Source organism: Streptomyces sp. yr375, assembly GCF_900110755.1.
GTDB lineage: Bacteria > Actinomycetota > Actinomycetes > Streptomycetales > Streptomycetaceae > Streptomyces.
Genome location: NZ_FOFF01000061.1, coordinates 19,077 through 38,399, shown reverse-complemented (window position 1 = coordinate 38,399; position 19,323 = coordinate 19,077). Strand labels below are relative to the sequence as shown.

Here is a 19,323-nt window from a genome sequence, read left to right as displayed (position 1 = left end):
CGCACGCGGGTCTAAGGGAGCGCCTCCCAGCGGTGCGGTCCGAGGTCCGCGCCGTCGAGCACCACCGGCCCGGAGTGCCTGTCGTGCGGTGCGCCCTCGCCGTCGCAGACCACCGTCACGCCCGAACAGTCGCGTCCGGTCAGCCGACGCTCGGCGTCCACGAACTCCGCCGGAAGCATCGTCTTCGCACCACAGACGGGCTTCTCGGTCGGCACCGTCCAGTAGTGCCGTCCGACGTGCTTGCCGTCGCGGATCATCGACCCGGAATGCGTGTCGTGCGGCACGTTCTGGCGGGTGCAGATCACCGTCACGTTCGACCAGTCGTCGCGCCCGGTCACCCTGCGGTGGGTCTCCGCCATCTTCGGCGGAACCAGCGTCGAAGCGCCGCAGGAGGGGGCCCGCCTCGGTGTCCGCCCTCACGACCTCGATCTCCTCCTCGACCTCTATGAGGTGGACGACGCGGAGAAGCGCGGGGCCCTCCACTCGTTCGCCCGGCACGGACGTCAGCGCGGCTGGTGGCAGCCCTACCGGGACATCATCTCCCCTGCATACGCCGACCTGATCAGCCTGGAGGACGGGGCAACGTCCATGCGGACGTACGAGTCGACACTCATTCCCGGGCTCCTCCAGACGTCGGCCTACGCCCGCGTGACGATCGAAGCCATCCGGATGGACTCGCAGCCTGAGGAGGTGGACGCCCTCGTCGAGGTGCGCATGGCCCGTCAGTCGGTACTGTCGCGGCGCAGTCCGATGCAGGTGTGGGCGGTGATCCACGAGTCGGCCCTCCATCCACGGGTGAAGGGCGACCCGCAGTTGATGAAGGAGCAGCTACAGACGCTGCTCGACAAACAGAGGCTTCCGCACGTGTCGATTCAGGTACTGCCTCTCGACGCTCCCCCGCACGCCGGGATGAGCGGCGCGTTCGCGGTGTTGGGCTTCCCGGAGACGGCCGATCTTGACGTCGCCCTCGTGGAGAGCCTGACGAGCGCGCTGTACGTCGAGGACACTGCGGAAGTGAGTCGGTACGGCGGTGCTTTCGAGCGGCTCAGGGCCGCAGCGCTGCCGTTCGACGAATCGGCCGACCTCATCGCACGACTGAAGGACAGCATCCAATGACCATGATCCCTGACGCCTCCGCCTACGGCTTCAACTGGACGAAGTCGTCGTTCAGCGGCGGTAACAACAACTGCGTGGAGGTCGCCCTCGGCGCCGTCCCCGCCGCCCTCCCCGTACGGGACTCGAAGGCCCCCGCCGGGCCCGCAGTCCTCTTCGGCAACTTCTCCTGGGGCGTGTTCGTCGACGCTGTGAAGCGCGGCGACGTCGTCTGACCTGGTTCAGGAACGCACAGAGCCCCTGACGGGACATCCCTCGTCAGGGGCTCTGTCGTACCGCGTCACGCTCCCAGACGGCCGCCGCCGTGCGGTCGTCGGCATAGCCCTTGACCCGTACCTGGGTGTCGGCAAGGAAAGCCGTGAGGCCGGGTGGGGTGGGGCCCGACCAGCGTGCCGTCAGGTGCGCGGAGAGGTCGGGTTCGCCGCGCAGGGGTTCGGCCAGGCCGCCGGTGCACATCAGGAGCGCGTCGCCCGGGCGGGCTACGGAGGCACGGAAGCGGAAGGGTTCGCGGGGCGGTTCGGGGTCGGGGTCGAGCCCGTAGGGGTTCGGCGGGGGCGTGATGCCCAGGTCCATGGTGAGGCGGTCGCCTTCGGGGGTCTCGGCCGGGAGGGACCCGAACCCGACGACCGGTTCCCCGGCGACCTCGCCCACCCGGGGCTCGATGTCCCGCCACACGCCGCCGCGCAGCCGGAACAGTCCGCCGGGGCCGACGCCGAAGAAGACGCGGGTGCGGCAGGCCGGGTCGGCGGGCAGGAGCAGGCAGCGCAGGGTGGCCGCGTACTCCTCCGGTGCCAGGCCCTGTTCGGCGGCGCCGGCGCGGAGCCGGCCGAGGCTGCGGTCGGTGAGGCGGTGCAGGCCGGACTTCAGGTCGCCGCGCCGGGCCGCCCTCATGTCCTGCGCGAGCCGCACGTGACTGCGGCCCACGGCCCGCCCGATCCACCGGCACACCTCGGCCGCCGCCCGGTGCGCTCCCGGGGTCGCCCTCGCGCCGGTCGCCATCGCGACGAGGATCAGCGCGTCGTCGCCGGTGCCGAAGCGGGCGGTGAGCAGCGAGTCGCGGCGCGGCTCGCCCCGGTACCGCGCGGAGTCCCCCCGCACGGACACGGCCCGCAGCGCGAACGCGCCGTACCGCGCGCCGTCCAGGACGGTGTCGGCGACCAGATCGTCCAGGTCGTCCGGGTCCGCGAGCGGGAGTGCGGTGGGCTGGGCGTCGTAGGTGGGGGGTCCGGAACCTACGTAGTCCTCCTCGTCCTTGGGGGCGGGGAGGGGGAGGACGGGGACGGTGGGGGAATGGGTCGGCGTGGGTGGCAGCGCGGGCAGAGGTGGGGGTGGGGGTGCGGGGGTGTGCGGCGACCGTTCGGCGAAGCCCGGGGGCAGGGGCGGAGGCAGGGGCGGGGGGAGGAAGGTCGTGGGGCCGGTGGGGATGTCCGACGGCGGTTCCCAGGGGGCCGGGTGCCGCTCCGGCGGGCGGGTGCCCGCGGCGTCCGACCCGGTCGGCGGCCCGTCCTGCGAGGCCCACCAATCGGCCCGGCCGCCGGGGCCGGGGCCGCTGCCGGGTCCCGGCGGTTCGGACCGGGGCGGCGGCACCGAGCCGACGACGCCCGAGATGTCCGCGCCGTCCCCCTCGTCCGCCACGCCCTCCTCGGCCCCCGCTCCACCCGAGCGCACCGTCCCGGCGGCCGAGGCGAAGCGGTCGTCCAGGGAGTCGGTGGCGGGTGTGGGGCCCGTGTCCTCGGTGGAGTCGCCGTACAACTGCCCCCACCAGTCGTCCTCGCGACCGGTGGTCCTTCCCCCCTGCTGGCTCATGCCCCCAATTGTCCACCGCACGGGCCGTATGAAAACGGGGCATTCGGAAAATGCGCCACGACGAGTGTCTCGAACAGTGTGTCGAGTGACGCCGTCTGTCTTGACCTGCGTGTTCTCGTCGGCTCGGGCACCCTGGGCAGATGGGAGTTTCGGAACTCCTGCTGGTCGGACTGGTCATTCTGCTCGGCCTGTGCGGAGTGCTGGTGCCCGGCGTGCCGGGATCGTGGCTGGTGTGGGCCGCGGTGCTGTGGTGGGCGCTGGAGGATCCGCAGCCGGTGGCCTGGGGCGTGCTGGTCGGGGCCACGGTGGCGCTGTTCGTGTCCCAGGTGGTGCGCTGGGCCCTGCCGCCCCGCCGGCTGCGCGAGAGCGGCGCGACGCCCCGGATGGCGGTGTACGCGGGGCTCGGCGCGTTCCTCGGCTTCTTCCTGGTCCCGGTGCTCGGCGCGATCCCCGGCTTCATGGGCGGCATCTACCTCTCCGAACGCCTCCGTCTCGGCCGCCACGGCGAGGCGCGGGCGGCTCTGCGTACGGCGATGCGCTCGGGCGGCTCCAGCGTCCTCGCGGAACTGTTCACCTGCCTGCTGATCATGGGCGCGTGGCTGGGCGCGGTGCTGTGGGGGTGAGCGAGCCCTCCAGGGTGAGCAGCCGGACCTTGCGTTCCAGGCCGCCCGCGTATCCCGTCAGCGAGCCGTCGGCGCCGATCACGCGGTGGCAGGGCCGCAGGATCAGCAGCGGATTCGCTCCGATCGCGCCGCCGACGGCCCGTACGGCCATCCGCGAAGCGCCGACGCGGGCGGCGATCTCGCCGTACGTCGTGGTCTCCCCGTAGGGGACGGAGTCGAGGGCGGCCCAGACCCGCTCGCGGAACTCGGTGCCGTCGGCGCGCATCGGCAGCCGGAACTCCGTCAGCTCGGCGGCGAAGTAGGCGGCAAGCTGCTCGACGGCGGCCCGGAACGGGCCGGGGTCCTGCCGCCAGCCGTCCCCTAGGGTCCGCCCGCCCTTCTGCCCGGGTACGGAGAGGGAGGTCAGCACGCCGGACGGGTCGGCGGTGAGCAGCAGGGGGCCGAGGGGGCTGTCCGCGGTGGTGTAGTACGTCAGGTCCGTAGGGGCGGTCGGGTCGGTCTGGGTGTTCATCGTTCCTCCGTGGCGCGCAGGTGGTGCAGGGCGTAGGTGCGCCAGGGGCGCCAGGTGTCGGGGACGTCCGTGCCGGGCGGCGCGACGTCGGGGTCGCCGAGGGCGCGGGCGCGGATCGCCGCGATCGTACGGGCGTCCAGGCCGGGCAGTGTCAGCAGTGCTGCCTGGGCGTCGTCCCGGTCGACGCCCGGGTCGAGGCGTACGGTGCCGTCGGCGAGGGCGGCGGCGAGCGTGCCCAACGGCCCGTAGGGGACTGATGCGGCGAGGACGGCCGGTTCGGGGAAGAGGTGGGTGAGGGTTCCGCTGGGCGCGTCGAGGGTCTTGCCGTGGGCGTGGACGAGGCGTTCCGCTTCCGTCCGGCCCACCAGGGCCCGTAGGGCGTACTCCTCCGGGTCGGCGGCTCCCGGCGCGCGCAGTCCGGGGCGGGCGGCGACCAGCGGGGCGAGCCGTGGATCGGCGGCGAGCCGCTCGTCGACGGCGTACGGGTCGGCGTCGAGGTCGAAGAGCCGCCGCAGCCGCTGGACGGCGGTGGTGAGGTCGCGCGGGTCGGTGAGGTGCAGCCGGGCGTCGAGCCAGCCGCCGGGGTGGACGGCCGTGGCCCGGCCGGTGTCGCCCGGCCGTTCGTCGACGGCGACGATCCCGGTGCCGTACGGCAGCCGCAGCGTACGGCGGTAGGTGCGGCGGCCGGCCGGGCCGCTCACCTCCTCGACGCCGGCCACGGCCTCCCGTGCCAGCAGGTCGAACATGCTGCCCGCGTGGTAGGGGCCGCGGTGGGCGAGGCGCAGCGGGATCCCGGCGGACGGGGTGGCGGTGCGGCGGCTCGCGCGGACGGCGGTCCGCAGCGCGGTCGGGGTCGCCGCGTACACGGCCCGGACGGTGTCGTTGAACTGCCGCACGCTGGCGAACCCGGACGCGAAGGCGATCTCGGTGACCGGCAGGCCGGTCGTCTGCAGCAACACCCGTGCGGTGTGGGCGCGTTGGGCCCGGGCGAGGGCGACCGGGCCCGCGCCGAGTTCGGCGGTGAGCTGGCGCTGCACCTGGCGGGCGCTGTAGCCGAGCCGGTCGGCGAGCCCGGTGACGCCCTCGCGGTCGACGACGCCGTCGCCGATCAGCCGCATGGCGCGGCCCACGACGTCGGCGCGCACGTTCCAGTCGGCCGACCCCGGGACGGCGTCCGGACGGCACCGCCGGCAGGCCCGGAATCCCGAACCCTGCGCGGCGGCGGCCGTCGCGAAGAACCGCACGTTGTGGCGTTTCGGCGTGACGGCGGGGCAACTGGGCCGGCAGTAGATGCCGGTCGTCTCGACGGCGAAGAAGAACTCGCCGTCGAACCGCGCGTCCCGGCTGCGCACCGCCTCGTACCTCGTGTCCTGGTCCGTCATGGGTCCCAGTCTTCGCCCGTGACCGGTACCGCGCTAGCGGAAATCGGACGTGACGCTACACCTCGAACACGTGCCCCCGCCCGCGCTTCGCCTCCCACGCCGCCCGGCCTTCGGCCTGCTTGCGCTTCCAGTCCTGGCGGAAGGCGGCGCGCATACGGGCGTCGGACTTGGCGACGATCCACTGGTTCTCCCGGACCAGTTTGCGGTAGCTCTCCAGCCGTCGTAGGGGCAGTTCCCCCTCGTCGACGGCCGCGCGCACCGCGCACCCCGGCTCGGACTCGTGCGCGCAGTCCTGGAACCGGCAGTCCCGGGCGAACTCCTCGATCTCCGAGAAGACCTGCCCGACGCCGCCGCCCGCGTTCCAGAGGCCGACGCCGCGCAGTCCCGGCGTGTCGATGAGGACGCCGCCGCCGGGCAGCGGCAGCAGGTTGCGGGTGGTCGTGGTGTGCCGGCCCTTGCCGTCCATGTCGCGGGTGGCCTGAACGTCCATGATGTCGGCCCCGGCCAGCGCGTTGGCCAGCGTCGACTTGCCCGCGCCGGACGCCCCGAGCAGCACGGAGGTGCCCCGGCCGAGGAGCGCCGTGAGTTCCTCGACGCCCTCGCCGTCATGGGCGCAGACGGTGAGCACGGGCACGCCGGGCGCGCTGGTCTCCACGTCCTGCACGAGGTGCGACAGCACGACCGGGTCGGGCACCAGATCGGCCTTGGTGAGCACGACGACGGGCTGCGCGCCGGACTCCCAGGCCAGGGCCAGGAAGCGTTCGATGCGCCCGAGGTCGAGTTCGACGGCCAGGGACAGTGCGACGACCGCGTGGTCGACGTTGGCCGCGAGGATCTGCCCTTCCGACCGCTTGGAGGAGGTCGACCGCACGAAGGCCGTACGGCGGGACAGGAGCGTCCGCACATACCGGGGATCGCCGCCCTCCGGGTCGACGGCGACCCAGTCCCCCGTACACACGACCTTCATCGGGTCACGGGGCACGACGAACTCGGTGTCGGCACGCACGGTGCCGACGGGGGTGACGACGTCGCACTGACCGCGGTCGACCCGCACGACACGGCCCGGCAGGAGCCCCTGCTCGGCATAGGGGACGAACTCGGCCTCCCGGTCCGCATCCCAGCCGTACGGCACGAGCGGATGCGAGGACGGCGAGGACGAACCCGGGTGAGAAGAGAAAGACAAAGACAAGGGGTGACCCTTCACAAGGGTGGCCCCGGCACCGCGCTCATGGGCGCGGGAAAAGTGGTGAGGTCAGCCGGTGGCCACGGAAGTGGACTTGACGAACTTCCGGATGCGGGCAGCGCCCGTCACAGAGACAGCCATCGGTCACACCTCCCCCACCAACTCGACTCAGCTCACCTGCGGAAACACGTGGTCGCCGCTTGAACAGGACTGACCCTAGAGGCACACGAGGGGGCGACGCCATCGAATTACTGCGCACCCGACACGGCGGCAGAAGAGTTGAGGTCCACCGCTACGCCCGCCTCGCCGGAGCTGTACAGCAGCGGCCGGATCGAAGGCCCTTGGTCAGGGGGGGCGACCGGCAGGGCCCCCGCCCAGGCAACGGGACCGTCCCCGACGACACCGTCAGTGGCCAGAACGGCTTGTTCGGGGCCGGGGAACGGGCAACACGCGGACGAGTTGGGGCGCCTGTCCCAGCCAACTGAGCTTTCCGGTCCGGCTGTATTTGCCACGTGCTCACTCGGTCGCCGGGCAAACGCCGTCGCCAGGGCCGGCGGCGGCGTCTACACGGGCGGCGTCCCGATGACTACGCTTCCTGCACCAGCAGCCGGGCGTTGATGGTGGGATTGCCTGCCTGCGTGAGCGGGAAGGCCGTACCGATCTCCTCGGAGTGCCCAGGCACGTCGATACGGACGGACAGCGTCCGGTCGAGAAGCTGCTCCTGTGTCATCCGGAAGTCGATGTTGACGGTGCCGTGCTGCGCGCACGTCGCGCAGCTCCGCGGTTCGTCCGGTTGGAAGAAGAAGCGCTTCGCGACCGGCTCTCCGTCGGCGAGCAAATTCACGACGAACGACCCCGGAATGTTCAGCCGGTCGATTCCCTTCACCCGCACCGAGACCGGGTCGGCACTACGGAACGCGAAGGCGTGGGCGGCGTCGATGTTTCCGGAAAGATTCTCCAACACGCCCTCCTCGGGGGTGACGAGTTCCAGTCGATCGTACGAGACTTCGGTTTCGATCGTCTGGTCGGCGGTCGCGCTGAACGGTGGCAGTGCGTTGAACGGCGCCGTGAGCCAGTCGGTGTTCTGTCCCAGTGTGGATCGGAATCCGGTCAGTGTGGTCGCGGCGACGCGTGTCTGCCAGCTCAGCCAGAGGCGGTCGAGGTTGCAGTGGAAGAACCAGAACACCGGGTCGTAGGACGAGACATTCTGATTGCCCATCGTCGGTCCGATCGATCCGTGGCCAGAGTCGTGGGCCTGGATCGAGAAGTCTTGGTAACCGTTCACATCGGACACGCCCCACAGGGACTGGGTCAACGACGTGGCGATGTCATCCAGGACCCCGAACTCCGTCACGTTCTGTGCGATGTCGGCGACCGAGAAGCGCTGGGTCGTGTACGGAAAGAATCCGGTCGCGGGCGGCGTCGCGGCGGCTCCGGGATCGGCCGGCAGAACGTATTTGTCGAACGGCGGATGCTGTAGCCGGTCCGGCAGGTCGGTCGCGATGTCCCAGTAAGGAATCGTCACCTCCGCACAGCCTGGGACGGAGCGCAGCGCGTCCTCGAACTCAAGCAGGTACTGGCGGTGCCAGGGGTTGAAGCGGTCTTCGTGGTGCAAGCACCAACGCTTCGGGAGCCAGTGGTGCCCGGCCAGGGCGAAGTAGCTGTCCGGAGCCTCCGGGTCGCGGGCCATCAGGCCGGTGAACGCTGCCGTCAGCAGGTCGAACTCGGCATCGCTCAGCGCCGTGACGTCCTTGCGCAGCCGGGTCGGGGGTGTCGGGGGCGGCGACGGTTCGGCCGGCGTCGCTGTACCGAGCGGGAATCCGTTGACGATCCAGTTCCGGAACGTCTGCGAGCGCTCGGCACTCCATTTCCCTTCCGCGTCCGGGGGCATCCGTGCATCTGGCGGAGCGGTCTGTGCGTGAATGGAGAGCGCGTTGCTCCTCACCCCGTCGTAGGTGCCGATCTCGATTCCCTTGGCGGCCATATGTTCCACGTCGACCGGCCGGAAGAAGAAGCGAATATTCGCCAGATAAGTCGGCGCTGCAACGACTTGATCAACGATCGGGCTGTTCATGATTCCTCCGCTGGGTTCCGAAGAGGCGTTACGGTCGACTCATCATTACAGTCGCCGAGATTCTCGCAAGAGATATTGCAAGCATGGGGTACGTAAAACCTTCTCGTCTTTATAAGAGTGGCGGTTTGCGCGCACAAAATTGGCCTCACCAACCCGTCACCCTCGGCACTCAAGGCGTAGTCCCGTTCCCCTCAGTACTTACTTGTGGTGGGAAAGGGCGTTTGATAGCGGCTGCCGCGTCTCCCAGTGGCGCAGGACGATGCCGTCATACTCGTAGTCGAAGTCCACGATGGGGCTGTTCGGCCGACCCCTTCCGGTCAAGGTGAACGGCACGGGAGACGAGCCCTACGCCCGTCCCGTCATGTCCATAGCGATAGGTTCGGCTCCCGGTTCCTTCTGTTGAAGTCATCAACAGGCTCCGGCCGGCTGAGAAAACTCCGGTACGTGGACGTCCCGGTCAGATCTACGACGTTCGCCATGTCCCTCCTGGGCAAGGTGACCCGCATTGAGCGCGCCCGTCCAGGATGCTGCGACCGAGGCGGCTCCGCGAGCGGGAAAGCACCAACCGGGTGCCGAGCGCGAGGGGCGCACTTCTGTTGGAACGGGGGAATTTCCCTGCTCCACCGCTGCCGCTCGTCCGGGTGGCGCGCCCGGTCACCCCTCTGCAGCGGCCGGCTGCTGACCCGAGCAGTTGGGTCTTGCGAGGTGCATCCACGGTGTCCGCCCACGATCACGGAGCCGAACGAGGCCTGCAATGTCGACATCGCCCGGAGGGACGTTCTCCCAGTGGACCTGCTCGACGTTGGCGAGGTCAGCGCTGGACCAGCACTGCTGCGACGGTGACGACGGCAGCCGACCCGAGCGCCAGCAGCACGGGCGGCCCCGCCAACTCCCCGGCCGCCCGGCGGCGCCGGGCCAGTGCCAGAGCGGTGCCCGCACCCCGCAGCAGCACCCCCGCGACCACGGCGAGCAGCAGGACGTGCACCCACTCCGGCACGGGCGCCACCAGGGTGATCCAGCCGCCCACGAGCGGGCTCAGGCAGACGGTGACCAGCCACGGGGTCAGGCGGCGCCGGCCCCGCGCGTCGAGGACCGCCGTCAGGGCGAGTCCTTCACTGACGGAGTGCACGACCAGCGCGGCAACCACAGGAACCGAAGCCAGCAAGGCCACCGTCATGCCCTCCACCAACCGGTGCAGCACCAGGGCCATCGCGGTCCCGGCACTCTGAAGACGTCCCGGCTCACACCGCCTGCGCAGTAGGCGGCCCGCCGAGGCAAGGGCGAAGGCCATCACGACGGCGACCGGCACGACCCAGCGGGAAAGCCCCACCTCGTCCGCCTCGTGGACCGCGTGCGGCACGATGTCGGCCCCGGCCACGGCCAGCAGCACTCCCGACGCGGCCCCGAGCAGCACCGTCGAACGATGCGACCACCGCCGCCCCGACCAGGCACCGACCAGTGTCCCCGCCGCGATCAGCATCAGCCCCAGGTACTGCCCGAGGCTGAATTCTCTTCCCCATGACAGCGCGACCCCTGCCCCCGCCTCGACAACCGCACCAGCCACCGTTCGCCCTTCTTGAAGCGAGCGCAGGAATGGGACAGATTCCCGTGACGCTGCCACATCTCCTGCCTGGCCGCATGCTGCCCTGCTGCTCCAGGGGCCATTGGTGTGAAGGACGAGGAGCACGACGATCTGCCGCAGCGCCTCGGCCTGCTGGCCGGGCCGGTAACCCGCTCTGTGCCGGTGGAGGTGTTCCAGCAGTCGGCAGGCGTTGTCGCCGGCGGCGAGGATCCTGGCTCGGGCCGGGTGGGGTTCTTGCGATTACGGGCCCCGGCCGCGACGAGCGGGAGTTCGCCACGAAGGGTGAACTGGCCCGGCGCACTTGGGGAGGTACAACTCGCCGCCGACCAAGGCCCGACCACAGGCGGTGGCATGGGCTTCAGGGACGCGAGAAGTCCTTGGGGCTCACCATGAACCCCGGAACCAGGCAGAAGACGAAGCCGGTCGTGGACTCACCGGTGGACATGGTCCGGTCTGCTGGCCTTGATGTCCGTGATGATCCGTGCGGGACGCCGGAGGCTGAAGGTGCGCACGCCGGGCGAGTGACGCCCGGAGCCGACCCGGGGAGGAACGTCAGGATGCGGATCACCGCGGCGGTCACCGAGACCGCCCATGAGCCTTTCGCAGTGCGGGAGTTGGAGCTCGCCGAGCCTGGACCGGACGAGGTCCTCGTCCGGATCGCCGGTACCGGTGTCTGCCACACCGACCTCAGTGCCCGCGATGCCCGCCTGCCCGTCCCGCTGCCCGCCGTGTTCGGGCACGAGGGCGCGGGCGTGGTGGAGCGGGTCGGTGACGGGGTTCTGGGGGTGTCGCCGGGCGACCCCGTCGTGCTGAACTACGCGACGTGCGGGTCGTGCCGCCCCTGTCTGCGTGGCAACGGCGCCTACTGCCACGAGTTCTTCGCCCGGAACATGTCCGGGCGCCGCCCCGACGGCTCCAGCCGGCTCAGTGCGGGCGGTTCGGTGATCCACGACTCCTTCTTCGGGCAGTCCGCGTTCGCCAGCCATGCCGTCGTCCCCGCGCGCTCGGCGATCGTCGTCGACGCGTGGCCCGGCCTGCCGCTGGAGGTTCTCGGCCCGCTGGGGTGCGGTGTGCAGACCGGCGCGGGCAGCGTGCTGAACGTGCTCAGATGCGAAGCGGGCAGCAGCATCGCCGTGTTCGGCACCGGTATGGTCGGCTGCGCGGCCGTCCTCGCGGCCCGCATCGCCGGATGCACCACGATCATCGTCGTGGGCCGCAACCCGGCCCGGCTGGCCCGCGCCGAGGCCCTCGGCGCGACCCACGCCCTCAACCTCGCGGACGGCGAGGCCACCGCCGCGATCCGCTCGCTGACCGGGGGCGCGGGCGCCGACTACAGCCTGGAGGCGACCGGCGCACCGGAGGTGCTGCGGCAGGCGGTGGACTGCCTGACACCCGGCGGCACCTGCGGACTGGCCGGCGTGCCGACTCCCGGTACGGAGGTGAAGCTCGACATGTTCGGGCTGCTGCTCGGCCGCCGGGTCGTGGGCATCGTGGAGGGCGAAGGCGTACCGCAGTCGTTCGTCCCCGCTCTGATCCGGCTCTACCGCCAAGGCCGCCTGCCGTTCGACCAGTTGATCACCCGGTATCCGCTGGAGCGGATCAACGAGGCGATCGACGACATGAAGGCGGGCCGGGTGACCAAACCGGTTCTCACCCTCGACGTGCCCGCCCCGGCAGCGAGGAACACGGCCACGGATCGCGAGGCCGTCGCGGGCGCGGGTCATGGCTAGCCACGACGGGACCGCAGGGCCTGCCGACGACCCGCTGACCGCCCTGCGCCGCCTCGCGGCAGACGCTGCCGGAGCTGTCGCCGTGCGCTACGACGGCCGGTCCCTCTCCTACGCGGACCTCCTGGCGTCGGTACGGCGGCTGGCCGGCGCCCTCGCCGCCTGCGGAGTGCGGGCCGGCGACCGGATCGCCTACGCCGGACGCAACAGCCCGCTGCTCCTGGAGACGATGTACGCCGCGCACTGGCTGGGCGCGGCCTTCGTCCCCCTGAACTTCCGCTCGTCGCCCCATGAAGCACTCGCCGTACTGGAGGACTGCGCACCGGCCGCGGTCGTCGCCGAGGCGTCAAGTCCCCTCCTCGACACCGGACTCGGCGACGGACCCGGACTCGTCGACCGACCCGTACTCGGCGACCGACCCGTACTCGTCGACGGCCGCCCGCCCGCGCCCGCTCCCCCTGAAGCCCCCGCTCCCCCCGTGTGCGCCGGCGACGACGATCTCGCGGTCCTCCTCTACACCTCGGGCAGCACCGGCCGGGCCCGCGGGGTGATCCTCACCCACGGCAACCTGCGGAGCAACAACCGCAACGTCCGTCAGGCACTGGGCCTCGGCGCCCGGGACACGGTCCTGGGCGCAGCACCGCTCTTCCACGTCGGCGGACTGTGCGCGCTCACCCTGCCCGTGCTCACCTACGGCGGCACGCTCCTCGTCCACCGCGCCTTCGACCCCGCGGCCGCTCTGGCCGACCTCGTCACGCACCGGGTGACGGCGCTGTTCATGGTGCCGACGATGTACCAGGAGCTGCTCGTCCACCTCGACACCGCGGACACGCCGCTGCCCCACCTGCGGCTGCCCGTCGTCGCCGGTGCCCCCGTACCGCGTCAGCTCGTCACGGCGTACGCCCGCCACGGGATACTGCTCCAGCAGGCATGGGGGCTGACCGAGACGACGTCGTTCGTCACCTGCCTGCCGCGCAACGAAACCCTCCTCCACGCCGGTTCCGCGGGCCCGGTCATGCCGTTCACCCGAGTACGTGTCACCGCGCTCGACGGCAGCGAGCCGCTCCTGCCGGGCCGGCGTGGCGAGCTGTGGGTCCGCGGAGCACAGGTGACACCCGGCTACTGGAAGGATCCGCAGCACACCGCACAACACCTCGGTCCGGACGGCTGGCTGCGCACGGGCGACGTGGGATTCCTGGACGCCGACGGCCGTGTCCATGTGGTGGACCGCCGCAAGGACATGGTCATCACCGGCGGTGAGAACGTCTCCCCCGCCGAGGTCGAGCAGGTCCTGGGCCAGTGTCCGGCCGTGCGGGACATCGCCGTGTTCGGGATTCCCCACGCCCGGTGGGGCGAGACCGTCGCCGCCGCGGTCCGGCCCGCCCGGGGACAGACCGTCTCCGCCGCGTCGCTGCGGGCCTACGCCGACGGACTCCTCGCCCGCTACAAGCAGCCCACCGTGGTCCACATCGTCGACGAGATCCCGCGTACCGCCACCGGGAAGACCGACAAGCCGGCCCTCCGGGAACGCTTCGGGACCGCCGGTCTCACGTAGCCGCCCGCCCGTCGCCTTCGCCGTCGCCTTCGCCGTCGCCGAGCCGTGAGTCGGGCGTGACGTAGCGCCCGGACTCCGCGTCGGCGTCTCCCCGCGCCAGCCGCACCAACATGGACGCCGACCGGCCGATGTCCGTGAAGGCCCCCTGCCGGTCCTGCTCCAGGAACCAGCCGGACACCAGGTCCGACCAGGGGTCGCTGTCACGGGGCCGGGCCATCTGGGCCCGGGTGATGCCCGTGTCCACCAGCCCGGGGTGGTAGCTGAGCACGGTCACCCCGTGTCCGCGCAGCTCGGCTGCCAGGTTCTCGGTCAGCTTGATCACGGCCGCCTTGGACACCGCGTACGCCGTCACATAGGGCCAGCGATCCACCCCCGCCTGACTGACGATGTTGATGACGCGTCCGGACCCGCGTCCCACCATGTGCGGCAGCACCGCGCGGCAGGCCAGGAGCGTTCCTTTGACATGGACCTCCATGGCCCGCCACCAGTGGTCCGGGTCCACCTCCCAGGTCGGCCCGATGGGCCCCGGCTGTCCCGCGTTGTTCACCAGCACGTCCACGGACCCGAAGGCGGACACCGCCGCGGCCACGGCAGCCGCGAGATCCGCGGCCCGTGTGACGTCCCCCGCCGCGATCAGGACGGAGGCACCGGTCGGCCGCACCTCTTCGGCGGTGCGTGCCAGGGAGTCGGGGTCCCGGCCGACCAGGACGAGGCGGGCGCCCTCCCGTGCCAGGGCCGTGGCGAACGCCCGGCCGAGCCCGCCGCCCGCGCCGGTGATCATCACGGTGCGGCCGCGCAAGGCGGACCGGGCCGCCGTGCTCGCGGCGGCCGAAGGGTTCTCAGCAGTCACGGAACTCCCTTTTCTCCAGGCACCCTTGGGACCATGGGTGCCAGGCTGAACACGTCGACGAACGATCCCCGCCCCTTCCTGAACCCCCGTCAGATCAGGCCGGCCCTGCCCGGCGCAGACCGCCGTAGCCGTGTCCGCCCGCTCGCTCCAGCACGTGTGCGACCGCATGATGTCGGCCGTGCGGACGCAACTTCTGGATGAGGCCGGTCAGTTCACGATCGGCACGAGCGGAGTGCAGCAGCGGGTAGAGGTCGAGGAACTCCAGCCAGGCGGCGCAGGCTTCGTCCACATGCCCCATGCGCAGGTGGAGGCCGGCGAGCCGGGACAGTGTGAGGGCCCGGGCCCGGGTCTCGTCATGGGCGCGGTGGCGAAGCGAGACGGTCAAGTCCTGTGCGGCCAGGCGGACCTCGCCGAGGTGGGTGAGAGCGCCGGCGCGCTGGTACAGCGCCGAGGCCCGGCTGTACGAGCCGAAGGGACTTGCGAATGCACCTTCTCCATCAGGGGAGTTGCGATCCACACGGTCGAACAACCGGAGGCAGGAACGGTGTTGTTCGGTGGCCGCCTGGGCGAGTGCGAGCTGGGCGTCGACAAAGGCCCGAACGGCGCCCGGTGACTCCCGTACCGCACTCTCGGCCGCTTCGGCCAGATGCAACGCTGCCTCGTGGTGGCCGAGGTCGAGGGCCTGGGCGCTCATGACGCGCAGCGCGATGGCCTCCGTGGTACGGCCACCGACTTCCGAGGCGAGCGCGAACGCGATGTCGAGGTAGCGCTGAGCCAGGCCATGGGCATGCAGGTCGATGTTCATCCGGGCCAGAAGCAGGGTCAGTTCGGCGGCGCCGGTGAAGAGTTCACCTCGGACGGTGTCACTGGCGTGGGCGTGCAGCCATGTGGTGACGTCCTCGGCGAGGAAGGTGGCGAGCGCGACGCGCGCAGTGCCGCCACCGAGAGCCTCCATCAGTGAGGCGAACAGGACGCTCGCGGTCCGCAGGGCCTGGACCTCGGCCCGCCCCGACCGATACGGCGACACGCCCACGCCCACGCGAGGGGCCGAAACCGGGCGGACGAGGCTGTCGAGCAACTGGTACGGAGACGACTCCAGCGCCGTTCGCCGACGGAAATCGGCCTGGCCGGCAGCGAGTTCAGCGAGCACCACGGCGGGCTCGGACACCCCTCGCGCGGCCGACCGGCCCGCAGCCGCTACTGCTCCGCCAAGGCCGAGATCCGCCGAAGTAAGAGGCCGCCCCAGTCGTCGAGAGAACGCCTCCACCAGCAACGGGACCACGTCGTCGCGGGGCAGGACACCGGCGAGCCACTTGGAGACGGACGTGCGGTCGTAGGTGAGCGACCTGCCGGTCTCGGCGGCCACCGCGTTGACGGAACGCGCAAGCGCCTCCAAAGTCCAGGCGGACCGCACCAGCATGCTGCGCAGAGTGTCGTTCGGCTGCCGGAGCTGTGCCATCGAGTCTCCCCTGATGACCAGGGAGGTCTTGCGTGACCTCTGTGGAATTTCAGCCTATTTGCACTGTTCTGATGCATGCGAGGGAGCGCGGGAGCACATGGCTCACGCGGCGCGCGCGCAGTGGTACAAGCCCCTCTGGCCCAGCGCATCCCGAAGGACGCCGTGCGCTTCACGCCCCCGCGGCGGCCTCCGGCACGGCAGGAGTCCCTGCTCGGCACAGGGCCCGGCAGGCGGTCAGTCCGTCAGTCGGCCAGTCGGGCGGCGCTCATGTGAACGGGGTGTTCTCCGAGTGGTGTGTGGGGGAGATCAGGGCCGCGCCGACCGCCTTGTTGACGGCGTCGATGCGGGACACCGCGCCGAGTTTGGCGAAGACGTTGCGCAGGTGGCGTTTGACGGTGGCCTCGGAGAGGTCGAGCCGGACGGCGATCTGGCTGTTGCTGAGGGCTTGGGCGACCATTTCCAGGACCTCGCTCTCGCGCGGGGACAAGGGGTTCTCGGCCCGGTCGTGCAGGGTGGCGGCCGACTGGGCGGAGATGCCGAGCACCAGGCAGTCGGCGTGCGTGTGCACGCGGCGGACGGCGCCGACGAGTTCCTCGCGGTCGGCGGTCTTGAGCAGGTAGCCGCGGACTCCCGCCTCGGTGAGGCGGCGCACCATCTGGGGCCGGTCGTACATGCTCAGCACGATGATCCGGGTGGCCGGGGACAGCTCGCGCATCCGGGTCACGGTGTCGTACGGCTCGCCGCCGGGCAGTTCGATGTCCAACAGGACGATGTCGGGGCGGTGTTCGTCGATCTGCTCGATCGCCGCCTGGCTGGTGGCGGCCTCGCCGACGACGGTGAGGTCCGGGTAGAAGCCGAGGATCTCGCGGATGCCGTCGCGGAAGAGGGTGTGGTCGTCCACCAGGACCACGCTGATCAGTGCGCCCGGGACGGCGCTGCTCGGTGCGCCGGGCGTCGTCATCGCACCTCCCGCAGGGGTACGGCGAGGGCGACGTGGGTTCCGGTGCCGACCTGGCTGCGGATCACGACGGACCCGGACAGCAGCCGGGCGCGTTCGGCCATCGCCATCAGCCCGATGCTCTTGGCGGACGGAAGGGGTTCCCGGTCGAATCCCCGGCCGTCGTCGTCGACCCTGGCGCGGATCTCGTCGGCGGAGATGTCCACCTTTATCCGCAGTCGTCTGGGCCGTCCGTGCCGGAGCGCGTTGAGCAGCGCTTCGCGGAGAATGAGGAACACTTCGTCAAGAATGCCGACGGGCACCGTCGACTCGTCGCCCTCCACCTGCACCTGCACAAAGACGCCTTCGATCTCCAGGTCTTGCAGCGAGTGCAGCAGCGCCTTTTTCAGGCCGCCCTTCCTGTCGTTTCCGCGCAGATCCGCACTGATCATGCGCAACTGGTCCATGGAATCGCGTACGGCTTTCTGGGCGGCCTCCGCCTTCACCGTCGCGACGGCGATATCGGAGGCGCGGTACAGATGGAACAGCTCCAGATTCCGGTAGGCCACCGAGAGCCCGTAGCCGATACGGTCGTGGAGTTCGCGCGATATTCGGGTACGCTCGCTCTCCTGGGCGCGCAGGGTCCATTCCATCAGAAGTTTTCGGAGTCTTTCCGTCAGTTCCCGAAGGCGCCGGCTGCGGCTTTCCTCCAGGACTTTGACCACCAGCCGGATATCGCTGTTCAGCGCCTTGTCCAGCTCCGCCAGCCGCAGGATCGAATCAAGAACGGAACAGAAGCAGGCGGAGGACGCGTGAATGAAGTCCTCGAGCGCCGGGGGGTCTGTCAGGCCGTCGCAGACTCCCCGGGAAGCGGACCGCACTTTCGGTTCGCCGGCCCTGAGGCTGTCCACGACTTCGGTGACCATCTGGTCCGCCTGCGCCAACAGCCAGGCCATCAGAGCGGGTTCACCGGGCGCGAGCATACCCTGCAACTCGGCCTCGCAGGCGTCCAGGATCTCCCACCGGGCGGTCTCCACGGCCCACGAGCTGTTCGAGCCCGCCCAGTCTTTCCCAGGTCTTGACACTTCCACTCCCGACTTCCACTCCCGCCAATTGCAAGCAGCCGTCATAGGGTCGTTCGGCACGGCGATCGGGGGTGCCACTAGGGGGTTTCAGGGCACGGTAGGGGGTTTCTCCCACGCATCGCGTCGCTAGCATACGACACGTATCGAATCGCGGTCTGCGTAATGTCCGAGGAGCTGCATGCCGGTCCCGACCGAAAAAGAAATGGAAAGCTACCTCCAGAGCTCGCGGTTCATATGGAGTATGGGCGCGCTGGGGGATCCCTACGCACTGCTGTTGCGTGGGCAGGCGAATCCGTACCCGTTGTACGACGAGATCAGGAAGCGCGGTCCGCTGCATCTGAGCCGGGTCGACAGTTGGGTCACCGCCGACCATGCGCTGGGCAACCGCATTCTGCGCGACAGCCGTTTCGGCACGCGTACGGTCGCCGGGGAACGGGTCGCGCCGCAGTTCTCCTCGCTGGACGATTCTTTCCTCAAACTGGATCCGCCGGACCACACCAGGATGCGCCGACTGGCCATTCCGCTGTTCAGCCCGCGCCATATGGGGACGTATCTTCCGCATGTGGAAGAGGTCTGCGCGGAACTGCTCGACCGGCTCGATCCGGTCGCCGGGTTCGACCTCGTGAAGGATTTCTCCAAGCATCTTCCCATCGCCCTCATCCGGGGCCTGCTGGGAATTCCCGACGAGTACCGCGAGAAGTTCGACCACTGCTGCCACGGGGCGGCGCAGGTGCTGGAGGGGTTCGTCTCGCCCGAGCTGCTCGGGGAGCTGCAACTGACCGTCGACGGCCTGTACGAGGTGTTCGCCGACCTGATGGAGCTGCGCGCCATGGAGCCGGGCGACGATGTGATCAGCCGGCTCGTGGCGGCCGAACGCGACGGTGTGCTGACCAGGAGCGAGGCCATCGGGATCTGCGGCATCCTCGCGGTGGCGGGCACCGAGACCACCACCAACCTGGTGGCCAACGGCACGATGGCGCTGCTGAACCACCCCGAGCAGTGGGAACTGCTGCGCGCGGACCCCGAGTTGGCCGCGGGCGTGGTGGAGGAGACGCTGCGCTGGGACTCCCCCGCGCAACTGGCGACCCGGGTCGCCCACGAGGACGTGGAGCTGGCCGGGCACACCCTGCCCGCCGGGTCGCTGGTGGCGGTTCTGCTGGGCGCCGCCAACCGGGACCCGGAGGTCTTCCCCGACCCCGACCGCTTCGACATCACCCGCAACACGAAGACCGAGCACCTGTCGTTCTCCGGCGGTCCGCACTACTGCCTGGGCGCGCCGCTGGCCCGTATGGAGGCCGCCGCCGCGTTCCGGGCACTGGCGGCCCGGCTGCCGGACCTGCGGCAGACCGGTCCTGAGGAGCGCTGGATGTCGGCATCGGCCCGGGGGCTGCGGCGGTTCCCGGTCGCCGCGGGCTGACCGGACTCCCCGCACGACA

General features: G+C 70.6%; 17 protein-coding genes. 6 read left to right on the top strand and 11 right to left on the bottom strand.

Features of this window, described 5'->3' with window-relative positions; translation table 11 throughout:
* Positions 1-11 precede the first annotated feature (11 nt).
* On the bottom strand, positions 12-311 hold the full coding sequence (locus BMZ82_RS35625; protein ID WP_143098973.1) for a hypothetical protein: 300 nt from the start codon (positions 309-311) through the stop codon (positions 12-14).
* On the opposite strand from BMZ82_RS35625, the gene BMZ82_RS35620 reads away from it, so the two are divergent.
* The gene (locus BMZ82_RS35620; protein ID WP_093781547.1) at positions 295-1,116 is read left to right on the top strand and encodes a DUF5753 domain-containing protein; all 822 of its coding nucleotides are present in this window, start codon (positions 295-297) and stop codon (positions 1,114-1,116) included. The two genes, BMZ82_RS35625 and BMZ82_RS35620, sit on opposite strands and share 17 nt — an antisense overlap.
* On the top strand, positions 1,113-1,328 hold the full coding sequence (locus tag BMZ82_RS35615; protein ID WP_093781546.1) for a DUF397 domain-containing protein: 216 nt from the start codon (positions 1,113-1,115) through the stop codon (positions 1,326-1,328). The genes BMZ82_RS35620 and BMZ82_RS35615 overlap by 4 nt, the downstream gene beginning before the upstream one ends.
* 43 nt (positions 1,329-1,371) lie before the next feature.
* On the opposite strand, the gene BMZ82_RS35610 is transcribed toward BMZ82_RS35615, so the two are convergent.
* Positions 1,372-2,919, bottom strand: coding sequence for a PP2C family serine/threonine-protein phosphatase (locus BMZ82_RS35610; protein ID WP_093781545.1), 1,548 nt, complete (start codon positions 2,917-2,919; stop codon positions 1,372-1,374).
* A gap of 140 nt (positions 2,920-3,059) precedes the next feature.
* Between BMZ82_RS35610 and BMZ82_RS35605 the strand changes: the two genes are divergently transcribed.
* A complete protein-coding gene (locus tag BMZ82_RS35605; RefSeq protein ID WP_093781544.1) occupies positions 3,060-3,542 on the top strand; it encodes a DUF456 domain-containing protein in 483 nt (160 codons plus the stop codon).
* On the opposite strand, the gene BMZ82_RS35600 is transcribed toward BMZ82_RS35605, so the two are convergent.
* From BMZ82_RS35600 to BMZ82_RS35580, 5 genes are all read right to left on the bottom strand, one after another.
* The gene (locus BMZ82_RS35600) at positions 3,505-4,053 is read right to left on the bottom strand and encodes a methylated-DNA--[protein]-cysteine S-methyltransferase (protein WP_093781543.1); all 549 of its coding nucleotides are present in this window, start codon (positions 4,051-4,053) and stop codon (positions 3,505-3,507) included. The two genes, BMZ82_RS35605 and BMZ82_RS35600, sit on opposite strands and share 38 nt — an antisense overlap.
* Positions 4,050-5,435, bottom strand: a complete 1,386-nt coding sequence (locus BMZ82_RS35595) for a DNA-3-methyladenine glycosylase 2 family protein (protein ID WP_093781542.1) — start codon at positions 5,433-5,435, stop codon at positions 4,050-4,052. Before BMZ82_RS35595 ends, BMZ82_RS35600 begins: the two co-directional genes overlap by 4 nt.
* A 55-nt stretch (positions 5,436-5,490) precedes the next feature.
* The gene (rsgA, locus tag BMZ82_RS35590; protein ID WP_177244822.1) at positions 5,491-6,618 is read right to left on the bottom strand and encodes a ribosome small subunit-dependent GTPase A; all 1,128 of its coding nucleotides are present in this window, start codon (positions 6,616-6,618) and stop codon (positions 5,491-5,493) included.
* A 586-nt stretch (positions 6,619-7,204) separates the two neighbouring features.
* Entirely contained in the window at positions 7,205-8,692 is a 1,488-nt protein-coding gene (locus tag BMZ82_RS35585) for a tyrosinase family protein (protein ID WP_093781540.1), read from the bottom strand.
* An 811-nt stretch (positions 8,693-9,503) separates the two neighbouring features.
* Positions 9,504-10,256, bottom strand: a complete 753-nt coding sequence (locus BMZ82_RS35580; RefSeq protein WP_143098972.1) for a ZIP family metal transporter — start codon at positions 10,254-10,256, stop codon at positions 9,504-9,506.
* Positions 10,257-10,831: 575 nt separating this feature from the next.
* Here BMZ82_RS35580 and BMZ82_RS35575 point away from each other — a divergent pair.
* Together BMZ82_RS35575 and BMZ82_RS35570 are read left to right on the top strand one after the other, a co-directional pair.
* Complete coding sequence (locus tag BMZ82_RS35575; protein WP_093781538.1) at positions 10,832-12,004, top strand: NAD(P)-dependent alcohol dehydrogenase; 1,173 nt, start codon at positions 10,832-10,834, stop codon at positions 12,002-12,004.
* Positions 11,997-13,556, top strand: coding sequence for a class I adenylate-forming enzyme family protein (locus BMZ82_RS35570; protein ID WP_093781537.1), 1,560 nt, complete (start codon positions 11,997-11,999; stop codon positions 13,554-13,556). Before BMZ82_RS35575 ends, BMZ82_RS35570 begins: the two co-directional genes overlap by 8 nt.
* Here the strand turns inward: BMZ82_RS35570 and BMZ82_RS35565 are convergent.
* From BMZ82_RS35565 to BMZ82_RS35550, 4 genes are all read right to left on the bottom strand, one after another.
* Positions 13,549-14,406 carry an SDR family NAD(P)-dependent oxidoreductase gene (locus BMZ82_RS35565; protein WP_256252279.1) on the bottom strand — a complete coding sequence of 286 codons (858 nt, stop codon included), beginning with the start codon at positions 14,404-14,406 and terminating at the stop codon, positions 13,549-13,551. The genes BMZ82_RS35570 and BMZ82_RS35565 overlap by 8 nt on opposite strands.
* Before the next feature lie 94 nt (positions 14,407-14,500).
* A complete protein-coding gene (locus BMZ82_RS35560; RefSeq protein WP_093781536.1) occupies positions 14,501-15,865 on the bottom strand; it encodes an NsdA family TPR-like regulatory protein in 1,365 nt (454 codons plus the stop codon).
* Between the two features lie 265 nt (positions 15,866-16,130).
* Entirely contained in the window at positions 16,131-16,826 is a 696-nt protein-coding gene (locus tag BMZ82_RS35555) for a response regulator (RefSeq protein ID WP_093781535.1), read from the bottom strand.
* A complete protein-coding gene (locus BMZ82_RS35550; protein WP_177244821.1) occupies positions 16,823-17,839 on the bottom strand; it encodes a sensor histidine kinase in 1,017 nt (338 codons plus the stop codon). Before BMZ82_RS35550 ends, BMZ82_RS35555 begins: the two co-directional genes overlap by 4 nt.
* 250 nt (positions 17,840-18,089) lie before the next feature.
* Here BMZ82_RS35550 and BMZ82_RS35545 point away from each other — a divergent pair, with 250 nt between their 5' ends.
* Positions 18,090-19,304 (top strand): cytochrome P450, encoded by a 1,215-nt coding sequence (locus tag BMZ82_RS35545; RefSeq protein WP_177244820.1) that lies wholly within the window; start codon positions 18,090-18,092, stop codon positions 19,302-19,304.
* Positions 19,305-19,323 lie beyond the last annotated feature (19 nt).